The organism is Streptomyces sp. NPDC004065, assembly GCF_044903565.1.
In the GTDB taxonomy this organism is placed as follows: Bacteria; Actinomycetota; Actinomycetes; order Streptomycetales; family Streptomycetaceae; genus Streptomyces.
The window spans coordinates 128,096-143,203 of record NZ_JBJDQT010000014.1 but is presented as its reverse complement, the minus strand read 5'-3'; the positions used below and the strand labels follow the sequence as shown (position 1 = coordinate 143,203).

At 71.8% G+C, this 15,108-nt stretch carries 14 protein-coding genes; 12 read left to right on the top strand and 2 right to left on the bottom strand.

Going from position 1 to position 15,108, the window contains the following annotated elements:
* Positions 1 to 106: 106 nt before the first annotated feature.
* From ACI2LW_RS17395 to ACI2LW_RS17355, 9 genes are all read left to right on the top strand, one after another.
* The gene (locus ACI2LW_RS17395) at positions 107 to 805 is read left to right on the top strand and encodes an AAA family ATPase (protein WP_404732046.1); all 699 of its coding nucleotides are present in this window, start codon (positions 107 to 109) and stop codon (positions 803 to 805) included.
* Positions 806 to 1,764: 959 nt separating this feature from the next.
* Entirely contained in the window at positions 1,765 to 2,568 is an 804-nt protein-coding gene (locus ACI2LW_RS17390) for an enhanced serine sensitivity protein SseB (protein WP_404732045.1), read from the top strand.
* A gap of 105 nt (positions 2,569 to 2,673) precedes the next feature.
* Positions 2,674 to 3,471, top strand: coding sequence for an enhanced serine sensitivity protein SseB C-terminal domain-containing protein (locus ACI2LW_RS17385; protein WP_404732044.1), 798 nt, complete (start codon positions 2,674 to 2,676; stop codon positions 3,469 to 3,471).
* A 485-nt stretch (positions 3,472 to 3,956) separates the two neighbouring features.
* Positions 3,957 to 4,955, top strand: a complete 999-nt coding sequence (locus ACI2LW_RS17380; protein WP_404732043.1) for an ABC transporter permease — start codon at positions 3,957 to 3,959, stop codon at positions 4,953 to 4,955.
* Between the two features lie 78 nt (positions 4,956 to 5,033).
* Entirely contained in the window at positions 5,034 to 6,746 is a 1,713-nt protein-coding gene (locus ACI2LW_RS17375) for an ABC transporter substrate-binding protein (RefSeq protein ID WP_404732075.1), read from the top strand.
* A 90-nt stretch (positions 6,747 to 6,836) separates the two neighbouring features.
* Entirely contained in the window at positions 6,837 to 7,847 is a 1,011-nt protein-coding gene (locus ACI2LW_RS17370; protein WP_404732042.1) for an ABC transporter permease, read from the top strand.
* Positions 7,844 to 8,926 carry an ABC transporter ATP-binding protein gene (locus ACI2LW_RS17365; protein WP_404732041.1) on the top strand — a complete coding sequence of 361 codons (1,083 nt, stop codon included), beginning with the start codon at positions 7,844 to 7,846 and terminating at the stop codon, positions 8,924 to 8,926. The genes ACI2LW_RS17370 and ACI2LW_RS17365 overlap by 4 nt, the downstream gene beginning before the upstream one ends.
* Positions 8,927 to 8,940: 14 nt before the next feature.
* Entirely contained in the window at positions 8,941 to 10,398 is a 1,458-nt protein-coding gene (locus ACI2LW_RS17360) for an ABC transporter ATP-binding protein (RefSeq protein WP_404732040.1), read from the top strand.
* Positions 10,399 to 10,618: 220 nt separating this feature from the next.
* A complete protein-coding gene (locus ACI2LW_RS17355; RefSeq protein WP_404732039.1) occupies positions 10,619 to 11,275 on the top strand; it encodes a trimeric intracellular cation channel family protein in 657 nt (218 codons plus the stop codon).
* On the opposite strand, the gene ACI2LW_RS17350 is transcribed toward ACI2LW_RS17355, so the two are convergent.
* Complete coding sequence (locus tag ACI2LW_RS17350; RefSeq protein ID WP_404732038.1) at positions 11,184 to 12,443, bottom strand: alpha/beta hydrolase; 1,260 nt, start codon at positions 12,441 to 12,443, stop codon at positions 11,184 to 11,186. The genes ACI2LW_RS17355 and ACI2LW_RS17350 overlap by 92 nt on opposite strands.
* Before the next feature lie 250 nt (positions 12,444 to 12,693).
* Between ACI2LW_RS17350 and ACI2LW_RS17345 the strand changes: the two genes are divergently transcribed.
* Entirely contained in the window at positions 12,694 to 13,554 is an 861-nt protein-coding gene (locus tag ACI2LW_RS17345; RefSeq protein WP_404732037.1) for a thioesterase family protein, read from the top strand.
* Between the two features lie 212 nt (positions 13,555 to 13,766).
* Here the strand turns inward: ACI2LW_RS17345 and ACI2LW_RS17340 are convergent, their stop codons facing one another.
* Positions 13,767 to 14,393 carry a TetR family transcriptional regulator gene (locus ACI2LW_RS17340; RefSeq protein ID WP_404732036.1) on the bottom strand — a complete coding sequence of 209 codons (627 nt, stop codon included), beginning with the start codon at positions 14,391 to 14,393 and terminating at the stop codon, positions 13,767 to 13,769.
* Positions 14,394 to 14,540: 147 nt separating this feature from the next.
* Here ACI2LW_RS17340 and ACI2LW_RS17335 point away from each other — a divergent pair, with 147 nt between their 5' ends.
* On the top strand, positions 14,541 to 14,705 hold the full coding sequence (locus ACI2LW_RS17335) for a hypothetical protein (RefSeq protein WP_404732035.1): 165 nt from the start codon (positions 14,541 to 14,543) through the stop codon (positions 14,703 to 14,705).
* A gap of 77 nt (positions 14,706 to 14,782) precedes the next feature.
* On the top strand, positions 14,783 to 15,049 hold the full coding sequence (locus ACI2LW_RS17330) for a DUF4190 domain-containing protein (protein ID WP_404732034.1): 267 nt from the start codon (positions 14,783 to 14,785) through the stop codon (positions 15,047 to 15,049).
* The last annotated feature ends 59 nt before the right edge of the window (positions 15,050 to 15,108 follow it).

Genomic DNA, 15,108 nt, shown 5'->3' with positions numbered 1-15,108 from the left:
TGTAACCGGCCTGTGGCCGTACGCGCACGAAAAGAGGGAAGACCTCGCATTACCTTCTCTTTGCACTCGACGGGGAGGTGCACTGCCACCACCCCAGGGGAGGACGATGACGGTGAACAGGACCGCGGCCTGCGCCACGACCCCAGCCCTCGCACTGCCGGAGCAGGCTCTCGGCCTGCCCCCGCGCCCCGGGGCGCCCGCCCGCGAGCGCGGCGGCGGGCGGCCCGCCCCGGTCGTCCGCGACCTGCGCGGCCGGCCGGCCGGCCACGGCCCGCGCGCGCTGCTCTTCGGCCCGCGCGACGTGGTCGTGATCACGGGGCTGCCCGGCAGCGGCAAGTCGACCCTGATGCGGCGCGCGGTCCCCGGCACCCGGATCGACTCCCAGGACATGCGCGAGCGCTGGGACGCCCGGCTGGCGCACCGCCTCCCGTACGCCGTGTACCGCCCGCTGGTCCGCCTCGCCCACTACGCCGGTCTGCGCCGGGCCCTGCGCACCGGAGAGGGCCTGGTGGTCCACGACTGCGGCACCCAGACCTGGGTCCGGTCCTGGCTGGCCCGCGCCGCCCGCCGCCGCGGCGGCACCCTGCACCTGCTCCTGCTGGACGTCGCCCCCGGCACCGCGCTGGCCGGCCAGCGCGCACGCGGCCGGGGCGTCTCCCGCTACGCCTTCCTGCGCCACCGCAGGGCCACCGCCCGCCTGCTGCGCTCGGCCGAACAGGGCGACCTCCCGGCGGGCTGCGCCTCGGCCACCCTGCTGGACCGCGCCGCGGCGGCCACCCTGCACCGCATCGGCTTCACGGGGTGAGGCGAGGCGCGCGAGTGGGGGCGCCGGTGCGCGTGCGGCCTCTGGCGTGACCGCGACCGCCGGCGCGACAGGCATCGCGGGTGCGGCCGGGACCCCCGGTGCGGCCGGGGTCGCGGGTGCCGGTGCGACTGCCGGCGCGACCGGGATCGCTGGCGCGACCGGGGTCGCGACCGGGACTCCCGGTGCCAGTGTGACCTCTTGCGTGCCCGCGGTCGCCGCCGTGCCCGCGACCGCCGCCGTGCCCGCGACCGCTGGCGCGGCTGGGGCCGCCGACGCGACGGTGGCTGGGACTGCCGGTGCGGCCGTGGCCGTGACCGGGGCCGCCGGTGCGAGCGAGGCTGCCGGTGCCGCCGGGGTCGCGACCGGGACTCCCGGTGCCAGTGTGACCTCTTGCGTGCCCGCGACCGCCGCCGTGCCCGCGACCGCTGGCGCGGCTGGGGCCGCCGACGAGACGGTGGATGGGACCGCTGGTGCGGTCGGGGCCGCCGACGCGAGCGAGGCCGCCGGTGCGGCCGGGACCCCCGGTGCGGTCGGGGTCGCGGCCGGGACTGCCGGTGCGAGTGCGCCCTCTGCCGTGACCGTGACCTCTGGCGCGCCCGCGACCGCGAGCGCCGACGCGGCCCCGCGGCCCGCCCGCGGCAGGCAGGCGGGCGCACGCGGCAGGCGGGCGGGCTGGCGTGCGGGGCCGGCGTCGTCGGCGCCCGGACCTGCCGGTGTGCCGTACCCGTGGGGAACGCGCCGGGCGGGCGGGCGTGCGGGGCCGGTGTCGTCGGTGCCCGGGCCCGCCGGTGTGCCGTACCCGTGGGGAACGCGGCGGGCGGGCTGGCGTGTGGGGCCGGTGTCGTCGGTGCCCGGGCCCGCCGGTGTGCCGTGCCCGGGCGGAACGCGCCGGGCGGGTGCCCCGGCGGGAACCGTTAGCCTTTCGGGCACAGCAGTGGTTCTCGGCAGGCGGTAGGCAGATGGACTTCCCGGCGGGCTTCTCCGCGGATTTCTCCTCGGACTTCCCGGCACAGGCGCACCCCCACCCCCACGGCGGGTGGCCCGGCAACGAGCTCGAGGAGGTGCTGTCGGCGTCCCTGGGCGTCCCGGCGGCCGGCGGCCGGATCGTCGAGGTGCTCGGCCGCAGCTTCCTGTGGGTGCCCCTGCCCAACGGCGGCGGCCCCGGCACCGGTCCGCTCGACCTGCCCACCATGGAGATCGACGGCCAGGCGTACGTGCCGGTGTTCAGCTCCGAGGAGCAGCTCCGCCGGGTCGCCGGTTCCCACATGGCGTACACCGTCGCGCCCGCCGTCGAGTTCGCGCGCGGACTGCCCGCGCAGGTCGGGCTCGCGATCAACCCCGAGGGCGTGGTCGGCGTCCCGCTGCCCCCCGCGGCCGTGGCCGACCTGTGCCGGGCGGGCCGCACCGTGCTGGACGGCCCCGCGACCGGCGGCCGGGTCCGCCTGTTCGAGCCCGACTGGCAGGACGACCCGGTGGACTTCCTCTCCGCCGCCTCCGAGGAGTTCGCCGCGACGGGCGTGGTGCGCACCGCCCGCCGCTGCCTGGCCGCGGTCGAGACGGCCGACCCGGTGATGTTCGTCGGCGTCGAACTGTCCCAGTGGGAGGGCGACCTGCGGGTCCGCCCCCTGGACGCCCTGGGCCGGGCCCTGGCCAGGGTGCCGGTGGCCTGGCCGGTGAACCTGGTCCTGCTGGACGTGACCGACGACCCGGTGGCCGAGTGGATGAGGGAGCGCGTGCGGCCGTTCTACCAGTACGGCCCCTGAGGCGCCGAAGTGGCGTGAAACCTGACCCCGTACCGGGCGGCCGGGCGGCTTTAAGCTAGAGCCCGGCTCGGCGAAACGTTGGTTGCACGAAGGGGCGGTACAAAGGTGAGCGCGAGCGGCACGGCCGCGGCCGGGCACGTGGAGCAGATGCTGCGCCAGGTGACGCCCGGCCGCTACGACGCCTACGAGGCGCTGCTGCGCGCCCTCGCGGCCCCGTCCTCCGGCCAGGTCTGGATGCTGCTGTGGCACGGCCAGTCCGGGGCGCCGGACGCCCAGTACGGCCACATGGAGGTCGACGGCCACAGCTACGCGCCCTGCGTCACCTCCGCCCAGGAGCTGTCGGCCAGTGGCTGGAACCGTTCGTTCGAGGTGGTGGACGGCCTCGAGGTGGCCCGCGCCCTCTACCCCGACCGCTACGGCCTGTGGCTCAACCCGCACGCGCCGGGCGGCGGCGTCGGCATCCCCTGGCTGGACCTGCGGCGCATCGCCACCGGCCTGGACCGCCAGCCCGCCGGCCCGCTGCGGCTGTCCGAACCGGCCATCGAGATCCCGCACTTCTACGCCCTGCTCGCCCAGAACGCCCACCGCACCCCGGCGGTCCGCTCACTGCGCCGCGCCTGGGTGCAGCCCGCGCTGGGGGCGCCGTACCTCGCCATCGGCCTGGAGGTGTACGACACCTCGCCGCCCGCCGTCGACTCGGTGCGGGCGATGATGCGGCAGTCCGTCGGCGCCGTCCCCGACGGCCTGCCGGTGTCGACGGTCGCGATGTCCGACGAGCACGACCCGGTGGCGATGTGGCTGCGCGTCAACTCCCGCCCCTTCTACGACCGCGAGGCCCACGCGGCCCCCGCCGGCCTGCCGGCGGCCGGCTACGGGTACCCGCCGGCGGGCGGCGGCTACTGAACGGCGGGCGGCTGCTCGGCTGTCGGCGGCCGTCCGGCCGCCGCCCGCCGAGCAGCCGCTCCGGCAGGACCGCGCGGCGCGCCGTCCGGCCGCCCCTTCACATCCGCCACATGCTGCACGCGCCCCTCACACTTCTGCGCGCGTAGACACAGATGATTCGCACCGATTGGCGGCACAATCACCCTTGTGTCCCAACTGCCCCGTGTCCGAGGGGCGTTACCCACTGTTCGGATAACGGAATCCCCTGAACTGCATCACGGTTGCGCATACTTTCGTCTTCTGGGCTGGCGAGTGATCGCGAGCGCGTTGAAGACTCGCATCTCAGACGCGAGGCCATCGATCCTGTGATCGAACCAATCGAAGGATCCGCTGGACAGTCGAGCCGCACCCATCAGCGGCCGCCGCCGCGCAGCAGGTAAGCGAACCAAGCCGTCCACAGCGGCGGACAAAGGCCGGTCACCACCGGCGAGAGGGGTCAGGTCACTGTGACCGCACCGATCGAGACCACCGGGGCGGAAGCCGGAGCGCAGCCGGAGGCCGTGCTCGCCGGGGCCAAGAGGAGCCAGATCGAAGGGCGTTCACTCACCCAAATCGCCTGGACCCGCTTCAAGAGGGACAAGGTGGCCGTGGCGGGTGGCGTCGTGGTCGTCCTGCTGGTTCTCATGGCTGTCCTCGCCAAGCCGATCGAGTGGGCCTTCGGGCTCGACCCGGACAAGTTCCACCAGGACCTGATCGACCCCGCCCTACTTGCTCCCAAGGGCGGCTGGGGCGGCATGAGCTGGTCCCACCCGCTGGGCATCGAGCCGCAGTACGGGCGCGACATGCTGGCCCGCATCATCGACGGCTCCTGGGTCTCGCTGCTGGTCGCCGGCGGCGCGACGCTGCTGTCGGTCGTGATCGGCACGGTGCTCGGCGTCGTCGCCGGCTACTACGGCGGCTGGGTGGACAGTCTCATCAGCAAGCTGATGGACACCTTCCTGGCCTTCCCGCTCCTGCTGTTCGCCATCGCCATCTCGGCCTCGGTGCAGGACGGCTTCTTCGGCCTGGACGGACTGCCGCTGCGCATCTGCGTGCTGATCTTCGTGATCGGCTTCTTCAGCTGGCCGTACATCGGCCGCATCGTGCGGGCCCAGACGATGAGCCTGCGCAAGCGGGAGTTCATCGAGGCCGCGCAGAGTCTCGGAGCCCGGGGCCCCTACGTCCTCTTCCGGGAACTGCTCCCCAACCTCGTCGCGCCGATCCTCGTCTACTCGACGCTGATCATCCCGACGAACATTCTCTTCGAGGCCGCGCTGAGCTTCCTCGGAGTCGGCATCGCTCCGCCGCAGGCCTCCTGGGGCGGAATGCTCAGCAACGCCGTGGATCTCTACACAGCGGATCCGCAGTTCATGTTCGTGCCCGGACTGGCGATCTTCATCACCGTCCTGGCCTTCAACCTGCTGGGTGACGGGCTGCGTGACGCCCTCGACCCTCGCAGCAAGTGATCCATCGACAGATCCATCCATAGAGGGGGCTTTCCTCACGTGAAGACGAGAAGGGTTACCGCGGCCGTTGCGTCGGTCATGGTGCTCTCGCTGGGCGCCGCTGCGTGCGGCGGCGGGGGCGGCAGCGACAAGGGCTCCGGTGGTAGCGGAAAGAAGGACGCGGCGCTGGACTCCATCGTCAACGCGTCGAGCAAGAAGGGGGGCACGGTCCGTCTGGAGGACTCCGACGTGCCCGACTCCCTGGACCCGGGCAACACGTACTACGGCTTCGTGCAGAACTTCTCGCGGCTGTACGCGCGTACGCTCGTGACGTTCAAGCCGGCCGCGGGCAAGGACGGCCTCACGGTCGTTCCCGACCTCGCCGAGTCCCTGGGCAAGCCCAGCGACGGCGCCAAGACGTGGACGTACAAGCTGCGTGAGGGCGTGAAGTTCCAGGACGGCACCCCGGTGACGTCCAAGGACATCAAGTACGCGATCGAGCGCTCCAACTTCGCGCCCGAGGCCCTCTCCAACGGCCCGACCTACTTCAAGAGCTACCTGGTCGGCGGCGACAAGTACAAGGGCCCGTACAAGGACAAGTCGCCCGAGGGCCTGAAGTCGATCGAGACCCCGGACGACCGGACGATCGTCTTCAAGCTGAACCAGCCGTTCGCCGACTTCGACTACCTGGCGACCTTCTCCCAGACGGCCCCCGTGCCGCAGGCGAAGGACGACGGCGCCAAGTACGTCCAGCACATCGTGTCCTCCGGCCCGTACCAGTTCCAGTCGTACGAGGAGGGCCGCAGCGCCGTCCTGGTCCGCAACAAGAACTGGGACGCCAAGACGGACCCGGTGCGCAAGGCGCTGCCGGACCGCATCGAGGTCAAGTTCAAGGTCAACCCGGTCACGATCGACAACAACCTGCTGGCCGACAAGATCACGGGTGACATCGCGGGCACCGGCGTGCAGCCGCAGACCCAGCCGAAGGTGCTGAGCGGCAAGTACGCCAAGCAGACGGACAACTCCTACGCGGGCGCCACGTCGTACATCGCGCTGAACGTCAACGTGAAGCCGTTCGACAACATCCACTGCCGCAAGGCCGTGCAGTGGGCGATCGACAAGAAGTCGGTGCTCGACGCCATCGGCGGCACCCCGAAGGGCGACGTGGCCAGCACGCTGCTGCCGCCGTCGGTCAACGGCTACACCAAGTTCGACACCTACGCGACCCCGGGCAACAAGGGCGACGTGGCCAAGGCCAAGGAAGAGCTCAAGGCGTGCGGCAAGCCGAACGGCTTCGCCACCACGCTGACGGCCCGTTCCGACCGTCCCGCCGAGGTGGCGCAGGCCACCGCGATCCAGAACTCGCTGAAGGCCGCCGGCATCACCGTCGACATCAAGCAGTTCCCCTCCGGCAAGTACTTCTCCAACTTCGCCGGTGTCCCGAGCTACGTCCACGAGCACAAGCTGGGCATGCTGTCCATGGCGTGGGGTGCCGACTGGCCGACCGGCTACGGCTTCCTGGACCAGATCATCAACGGTGCGGCCATCAAGCCGTCGGGTGGCAACAACCTGATGGAGCTGAACGACCCGAAGATCAACAACGCTCTGAAGTCCGCGATCGCCAACACGGACTCCGCGGCCCGCACGAAGGCCTGGGGCGACATCGACAAGATGGTGCTCGACAACGCCTCCGTCGTGCCGCTGGTCTACCGCAAGAACCTGCTGCTCCGGCCGACGTCCGCGACCAACGTGACGGTCACGCAGGCGTACCTCGGCATGTACGACTACGCACTGCTGAGCTCCTCGAAGTAACAGCAGGCCGGATACCCCTGAAAGGCAGGTGAAGGCACCGGGTGGCCGGGGCGGACACACTCCGCCCCGGCCACCCGGAGCCGCACAGCTGTGGCTGCGTACATCATCCGACGCGTCTTCGGCGCATTGGTACTGCTGCTGGTGGTCAGCGCAGTCACCTTCGCCATCTTCTTCCTGGTCCCCCGCCTGGGCGGCCAGACAGCCACCCAGCTGGCCACCCAGTACGTCGGCAAGGACGCCAACCCCGAGTCCGTCGCCGCGATCAAGAGGAACCTGGGTTTCGACCAGCCCATCTACATCCAGTACTGGGACTACCTCAAGGGCCTGTTCGTGGGCGCCGACTACAAGTTCGGCCCCGACGCCAGTCACTGCGACGCCCCTTGCTTCGGGTACTCCTTCAAGAGTCACGTCGAGGTGTGGCCGCAGCTGACCCAGCGCATCCCGATCTCCTTCTCGCTGGCCGTCGGCGCGGCCGTGATCTGGGTGATCTTCGGTGTGACGACCGGTGTGATCTCCGCCCTGCGCAAGGGCAGGCCGGTCGACCGCATCTCGATGTTCATCGCGCTGGCCGGCGTCTCCCTCCCGATCTTCTTCACCGGGCAGGTCATCAACGCGCTGTTCGTCTACCAGTGGCCCATCTGGGACAGCACCGACTACGTGCCGTTCACCGAGAACCCCGCCGACTGGGCCTGGCACCTGCTGCTGCCCTGGATCAGCCTCGCTTTCCTCTTCTCCGCCACCTACGCCCGGCTCACCCGGGCGGGCATGCTGGAGACGATGAGTGAGGACTACATCCGCACGGCCCGGGCCAAGGGCCTGCGCGAGACCACGGTCGTCACCAAGCACGGGCTGCGCGCCTCGCTGACCCCGATCGTCACCATCTTCGGCATGGACTTCGGCACCCTGGTCGGCACCGCGGTGCTCACCGAGACCGTCTTCTCCCTGCAGGGCATCGGCGCGTACTCCATCCAGGCCATCAAGGACAACGACCTGCCCATCGTGATGGGCGTGACCCTGGTCGCCGCGTTCTTCATCGTCTTCTGCAACCTCGTCGTCGACCTGGTGTACGCAGCCATCGACCCCCGCGTGAGGTACTCGTGAGCAAGCTCGACAAGGCGGCGCTCGGCGAACCGGCCCCCGTCGCCCCCACCGACGCCGACGACGCGTTCCTCTCCGTTCGCGATCTGCGCATCCACTTCAACACCGACGACGGCCTGGTCAAGTCGGTGGACGGGGTCAGCTTCGACGTGCGCCGGGGCCAGACCCTGGGCATCGTCGGCGAGTCCGGTTCCGGCAAGTCCGTCACCTCGCTCGGCCTGATGGGCCTGCACCGCGCGGCCAACGCCCGGGTCTCCGGTGAGGTCTGGCTGGACGGGCAGGAGCTGATCGGCGCCCACCCCGACGAGGTGCGCCGGCTGCGCGGCCGGAAGATGGCGATGATCTTCCAGGACCCGCTGTCCGCCATGCACCCGTACTACACGGTCGGTGCCCAGATCGTGGAGGCGTACCGCGTCCACCACCAGGTGAGCAAGAAGGTCGCCAGGCAGCGTGCGATCGAGATGCTGGACCGCGTGGGCATCCCGGAGCCGGCCAAGCGGGTGGACAGCTACCCGCACGAGTTCTCCGGCGGTATGCGCCAGCGCGCGATGATCGCGATGGCGCTGGTCAACAACCCCGAGCTGCTGATCGCCGACGAGCCGACCACCGCCCTGGACGTGACCGTCCAGGCGCAGATCCTCGACCTCATCCGGGATCTGCAGAAGGAGTTCGGCTCCGCGGTCATCATGATCACGCACGACCTCGGCGTCGTCGCCGAGATCGCCGACGACCTGCTGGTGATGTACGCCGGCCGGTGCGTCGAGCGTGGACCGGCCGAGCAGGTGTTCTCCGCGCCCCGGCACCCGTACACCTGGGGCCTGCTGGGTTCGATGCCGCGGCTGGACCGGGAGCAGACCGACCGGCTCATCCCGATCAAGGGCTCCCCGCCCTCCCTCATCAACGTCCCGTCCGGCTGCGCCTTCAACCCGCGCTGCCCGTACGCCGACATCCCGAAGGACAACGTCACCCGCACGGTCCGCCCCGAGCTGGCCGAGGTCGGCAGCGGTCACTGGGCGGCCTGCCACCTGACGCAGGAGCAGCGGGAGCGTATCTGGACCGAAGAGATTGCGCCGAAGCTGTGAGCGAGGAAAAGGCAGTGAGCATCCCTGCGCAGAGTGACGGCACCACCCTCGGCAAGGACGCCTCCGGCAAGGACGCCTCCGGCGAGATCCTGCTGAAGGTGACCGGTCTCCAGAAGCACTTCCCGATCCGCAAGGGCCTGCTGCAGCGTCAGGTCGGCGCGGTGCGCGCCGTCGACGGGATCGACTTCGAGGTGCGCAGGGGCGAGACGCTGGGCGTTGTGGGCGAGTCCGGATGCGGCAAGTCGACGATGGGCCGGCTGATCACCCGGCTGCTCGAACCGACCGCCGGCACGGTCGAGTTCGAGGGCAAGGACATCACGCACCTCGGCGTGGGCGGTATGCGCCCGATGCGCCGCGACGTGCAGATGATCTTCCAGGACCCGTACTCGTCGCTGAACCCGCGCCACACCATCGGCACCATCGTGGGCGCCCCCTTCAAGCTCCAGGGCGTCACGCCCGAGGGCGGCATCAAGAAGGAGGTGCAGCGGCTGCTGTCGGTGGTCGGGCTCAACCCCGAGCACTACAACCGCTATCCGCACGAGTTCTCCGGCGGTCAGCGCCAGCGCATCGGCATCGCCCGCGCGCTCGCGCTCAACCCGAAGCTGGTGGTCGCGGACGAGCCGGTCTCCGCGCTGGACGTGTCGATCCAGGCGCAGGTCGTCAACCTGCTGGACGACCTCCAGGAGGAGCTGGGCCTGACGTATGTGATCATCGCGCACGACCTGTCGGTCGTCCGGCACGTCTCGGACCGGATCGCGGTGATGTACCTGGGCAAGATCGTCGAGCTGGCGGACCGGGAGTCGCTGTACAAGGCGCCGATGCACCCGTACACCAAGGCGCTGATGTCGGCCGTCCCGATCCCGGACCCGCAGCGGAAGAACGCCAAGAGCGAGCGCATCCTGCTCAGGGGCGACGTGCCCTCGCCGATCGCGCCGCCGAGCGGCTGCCGCTTCCACACCCGGTGCTGGAAGGCCACGGAGATCTGCCGGACCACCGAGCCGCCGCTGCTGGAGCTGAAGCCCGGTCAGCGGGTGGCCTGCCACCACCCGGAGAACTTCGAGGACCAGGCGCCGCAGGACACCGTCCTGCTGAGCGCGGCGAAGGCGGCCGCGGAGCTGGTCGCCGACGAGGTGCTGGCGGAGTCCGCGGCCACCTCGGCGGCGGTGGCCGCGGAGGTCGCCGCGGAGCGGGCGCCGGAGGCGGGTGCGTCCCAGGACGCGTCCGCGGAGGCGGAGGAGGAGCCGGCGAAGGCCGGGACTGCCGCGACGGGGGCCGTGAAGGCCGAGCGCACGGAGTCCGGCACGGAGGAGGCCGGCACGGCTCCTGCCGCCGACGCCGACGCCGACGCCGACGCCGACGCCGAGGCCGAGGAGGCCGAGGCCGCCGACGCCGAGTCGGACGCCCCGGCCGAGTCCGGGTCCGGGTCCGAGGCCGGTTCCGGCAGCGACCGTCGGGAGTCGACCGACGACTGAGGCATGACGAGTGGGCAAGTCATGCGCATGGCCGAACGGGAGAGTGCAGAGGGATGGCACTCTCCCGTTCGGCACGTCCGGGGGCCGTCGTCACCACGGCGGTGCCCGGGCAGCGGCTCGGCGACCTGTTCCGCACCTGGCGGTTCACGGCCGGCGGGCCGGCCCCGTGAGCGCGCGGGCCCGTCCCGTAGCGGCCCGGCGCCGCAGGTAAGAATGTGGGGTGCCCGAGCAACTGTTCAACCCCTCCGTCCAGCACACCCTCGACGTGGTCGGCATCTTCGTGTTCGCCATCTCCGGGGCGCTGCTGGGCGTGCGCAAGAACTTCGACGTCTTCGGCATGGCCGTCCTCGCCGAGGTCACCGCGCTGGGCGGCGGGCTGTTCCGCGACGTGGTGATCGGGGCCGTACCCCCGGCCGCCTTCACCGACCTGGGGTACTTCCTCACACCGCTGCTGGCCACGCTCGTGGTGTTCTTCCTGCACCCGCAGGTGGAGCGCATCCAGCGGGCGGTGTACGTCTTCGACGCGGCGGGCCTCGGCCTGTTCTGCGTGTCCGGCACGACGAAGGCGTACGCCTACGGGCTCAACCTGACCGCGTCGGCGACCCTCGGCCTGGCCACCGCCGTGGGCGGCGGTGTGCTGCGGGACGTGCTCGCCAACGAGGTTCCCTCGCTGCTGCGCTGGGACCGCGACCTGTACGCGGTCCCGGCGATCGTCGGCGCCACGATGGTGGCGCTGGCCATCGACCAGGACCTGCTGACCCCGTTCACCAGTGGGTTCGCCGCGCTCACGGCGTTCGTCCTGCGCCTGCTGGCGATGCGGTACCACTGGCGGGCTCCGCGCGCCTGGAACCGGCGCTCGACGGTCCGGGAGGAGTAGCGGCGGCCGTCGGCGGCCGCCCGGGGCGCTGGGAGGACGGCGGCTCGCGGTCGCCCAGCTGCGCGGTCAGCCAGCCGAACACCGCGGGCGCCTGGGGCCGCCACAGCGCCATGCTGTGCCCGCCGGCGTTGCGCGGCAGGAGCACCACGCGCACGGTGGTGGGGGCCTTGGCGATCCGCCGCATGGCCAGGCCGGCCTGGTAGCCGTCGCCGGACTGGCCGGAGTAGTAGAGCGCGACGCGCGGCGGCTGCCGGTACTTCCCCAGCAGCACGTACGGGTTGTTCGCGCGCCGCACCCCGGGGGTCCGGGCCGCCAGGGAGCCGGGTACGCCGATCGGGTCGTTGTAGCCGGAGAGACTGACCCCGGCCCGGTAGCGGTCGGGGTGGGCGACGGCGAGTTTCGCGGCGCAGTGCGCGCCCGCCGAGTAGCCGGCCACCGCCCAGCCGTCCGGGGCCGGCCGGGTGCGGAAGTTGTCCATCACCATCTTCGGCACGTCGACGCTCAGCCAGCTGTCCGCGTTCACGGTGCCGGGGATGTTGGCGCAGCCCGTGTCCGCCTTGGCGATCAGATTGGTGCGCGGCGAGACCAGGATGAACGGCGCCACCTGGCCGCTGCGCATCAGCGGCTCCAGCTGCTCGTGCACCCGCATCGACCCGAACCAGGCCTTGGCCGAGCCCGGGTAGCCGGACAGCACCTCGACCACGGGGAAGGTCCTGTTCCGCTGGGCCGGGTCGTTGTACTGCGGCGGCAGCCAGACGTAGACCTCGCCGCTCACGCCCGAGATGCGGCCCTTGAGCTGGGTGACCCTGACGCCGCCTGCCGCGCGCATGCCCGGCCCCTGCGCCGGCCGGAAGCTCTGGCGCACCTTCGGCAGCTTCCGGTAGGCGACCCCTCCGGTGCCGTCGGCGCCGAGGTCGGCGGCCCGCTGCACATGGTTGCCGGTGCCGAGCAGGTCGGCCCAGTTGTCGTACAGGTTGTTGGCGTTGTTCACCAGCACGAACACCAGGGTCACGGCGGTGGCCTGGGTGAACAGCAGCATCAACGCCCGGGCCGCGGCGCGCAGCGCCCTCGGTCCCGGCAGCCGCGTCCACAGCGCGAACGGCAGGGCCAGGGCGAGCACGGCCAGCGCGATGGCGGTGTAAAGAAACGGAGTCCCGGTGAGGCTCATGTCCTCATAGATGGCGATCGGGGCCCGCAGGTCACAGGCGCGTGCGGACCATTACCGAGAACTGTCCGAACGCTCACCGAACGTACAGGCACGGGACGGCCGGGGGAAGGGGGTGCCCCGCGGGGACGGCAGGGACGGCAGGGACGGCGGGGACGGCGGGGACGGCGGGGACGGCGGGGACGGCGGGGACGGCGGGGACGACGAGGTAGAAAAGCTACCGCTTAGTAGTTACCTGTTGTACCGTTCACGCATGCCAGAAGCAGCTTCCGTCCCGGCCGCGCGGGCCCCGATCGGCGACAGCGAGTTCGACCGCGACACCGCGGTGACCCCGCGCGCGCCCGGTGTCTACGACATCGACCTCTCCGCCGGCTGGACCATCATCAACGCCGTCAACGGCGGCTATCTGCTCGCCGTCCTCGGCCGGGCCCTCTCGGACGCCCTGCCGCACCCGGACCCGTTCACCGTCTCGGCGCACTACCTGACCGCCTCCCAGCCCGGTCCGGCCGTCGTCCGCACGGACGTGGTCCGCACCGGCCGCACCCTGTCGACCGGCCAGGCGTCCCTGTTCCAGTACGACGAGGACGGCCGCGAGGTGGAGCGCATCCGCGTGCTGGCCTCCTACGGCGACCTGGCCGGTCTCCCCGACGACGTGCGCACCACGGCGAAGCCGCCCGCCATCCCGCCGATGGAGCAGTGCTTCGGGCCGCAGGACAGCCCCGCCCCCGTCCCGGGCAGCTCCGCGATCACCGACCGCCTGATGCTCAAGCTGGACCCGGCCACACTCGGCTGGGCGCTGGGCGCACCCTCCGGCAAGGGGGAGATGCGGGCCTGGTTCGGCCTCGCCGACGGCCGGGACCACGACCCGTTCTCCCTGCTGCTCGCCGTGGACGCGCTGCCCCCGACCGCCTTCGAACTCGGCCTGAAGGGCTGGGTCCCCACCGTCGAGCTGACCGTGCACGTCCGCTGCCGCCCGGCGCCGGGCCCGCTGCGCGTGTCCATCACCACCCGCAACCTCGCGGGCGGCTTCCTGGAGGAGGACGCCGAGGTCTGGGACAGCGCCGACCGCCTGGTGGCGCAGTCCCGCCAGCTCGCGCGCGTCCGCCTGGGCTGAGCACCCCGCCCGCCGCGGGCCGCCGACGGCGCGCGGCGGGCACCGCACCCGGGGCGGTCGGTGTCCGGCGGCCCGCGTCCGGCGGGGCGGCCCGGCGTACGCGGACGGGCCGCCTCCCGGACGGGCCGGTGAACACGGGTGGCCCGGCGTACGCGGACAGGCCGGCGTCCGGACGGGCCGCCGCCCGGACGGGCCGCCGCCCGGACGGGCCGTCAGTCGCGCCAGTGGCGGCGGCCGATGCTGATCAGGCGCAGCTGCCGGGTCGCGAGCCGGGTGACGCGCTCGCGCTCCTCCCGCGGGGCGTCCAGCGCCTCCAGGAACAGCGAGGCGGTGATCAGCATCTGGTCCACGTAGAGATGGGCGAGCATCAGCAGGTCGTCCTCGCTCCAGCCCCGCGACTGGGCGTCCTTGGCCAGTTCGTCCTTCACCTCGCGCGCGAAACGGACCAGTTGCCCGCGGATCGCCTCCCGCACCGGCTGCACCCCGCCGTGCCGTTCACGGGCGATGAAACGGACATGGGCGGGGTACGCCTCCACATGGCGGGCGATCAGCCCGACGGCACGGGTGATGCGCTCCTCGCCGTCGTCCGCCGTGGACACCGTGTCCCGGATCATCGGGTGCAGACTGCCCAGCGCCTCCTCGACCAGCGCCACGCCCAGATCCGCCGTGGAGCGGAAGTGCCGGTAGAAGGCGGTCGGCGCGACGCCCACGGCGCGCGTGACCTCGCGCAGCCCCAGGCTGCTCAGGCTCTGCTCCTCCAGGAGGGCCAGCGCCGCGTCCAGCAGGGCCCGCCGGGTCTTCTGCTTCTGGGCCTGCCGGACGCCGAGAGTGTGACTCATACCATGCAGTTAACAACTGTTCTCCGGAATTTCAAAGCCCCGAACGCGCTAGACTCCATAGTCAGTGAACAGTTGTAATCGCAAGCGTTCGCCGAACTCCGCGAGGACCTCGGGCCCTCGGGAGAACGCAGGAGGGGGATCCAACCCATGCTGTTCCTGGTCGCCGCACTGATGCTGCTCGGCGTGGTCCTGGGCACCGTCGCCCACGCGCCGCTGGACTTCACCGTCGTCACCGCCGTCGTCGTCGCCGTCTGGCTCGGCGTCTTCGCGCTGCGCGAGCGCCACGGCCGCCGGCGCGGGACGACGCACTGACCTTCGCCCGCCGCCCCCCTGCTCGCCGCTCACCGCGAGCGCGGGGGAGGCACCCGACCACCTGGAGCTGATCCGCCATGCAACTCACCGCACCGGCCACCGGCCGCACCGGTACCCGCGACGCCGACGGCATGGCCGTCGCGTCCTTCATCCTCGGCCTGCTGGGCCTGCTCGTGCTGAACCTGTTCCTCGGGCCCGTCGCCATCACCCTGGCCGGCGTCGCCCTGTGGCGCGGCACCACCCGGCCCGGCCGCGCCTGGCTCGGCCTCGGCCTCGGCGTCGCCGACCTCCTCGTCCTGCTGGCCTTCATGCAGGCCGACAACACGGTGTCCTGGAGCTTCTGACCTCCCCGAGCACGCTCCACGACGCCGGCCCGGAGGACGACGGGGCACACCGGAGCGGG

Coding starts and splice junctions, on each gene's coding strand:
- ACI2LW_RS17395 (WP_404732046.1), top strand. CDS start 107: ATGACGGTGAACAGGACCGCGGCCTGCGCCACGACCCCAGCCCTCGCA.
- ACI2LW_RS17390 (WP_404732045.1), top strand. CDS start 1,765: ATGGACTTCCCGGCGGGCTTCTCCGCGGATTTCTCCTCGGACTTCCCG.
- ACI2LW_RS17375 (WP_404732075.1), top strand. CDS start 5,034: ATGGTGCTCTCGCTGGGCGCCGCTGCGTGCGGCGGCGGGGGCGGCAGC.
- ACI2LW_RS17350 (WP_404732038.1), bottom strand. CDS start 12,443: ATGAGCCTCACCGGGACTCCGTTTCTTTACACCGCCATCGCGCTGGCC.
- ACI2LW_RS17345 (WP_404732037.1), top strand. CDS start 12,694: ATGCCAGAAGCAGCTTCCGTCCCGGCCGCGCGGGCCCCGATCGGCGAC.
- ACI2LW_RS17340 (WP_404732036.1), bottom strand. CDS start 14,393: ATGAGTCACACTCTCGGCGTCCGGCAGGCCCAGAAGCAGAAGACCCGG.
- ACI2LW_RS17335 (WP_404732035.1), top strand. CDS start 14,541: ATGCTGTTCCTGGTCGCCGCACTGATGCTGCTCGGCGTGGTCCTGGGC.
- ACI2LW_RS17330 (WP_404732034.1), top strand. CDS start 14,783: ATGCAACTCACCGCACCGGCCACCGGCCGCACCGGTACCCGCGACGCC.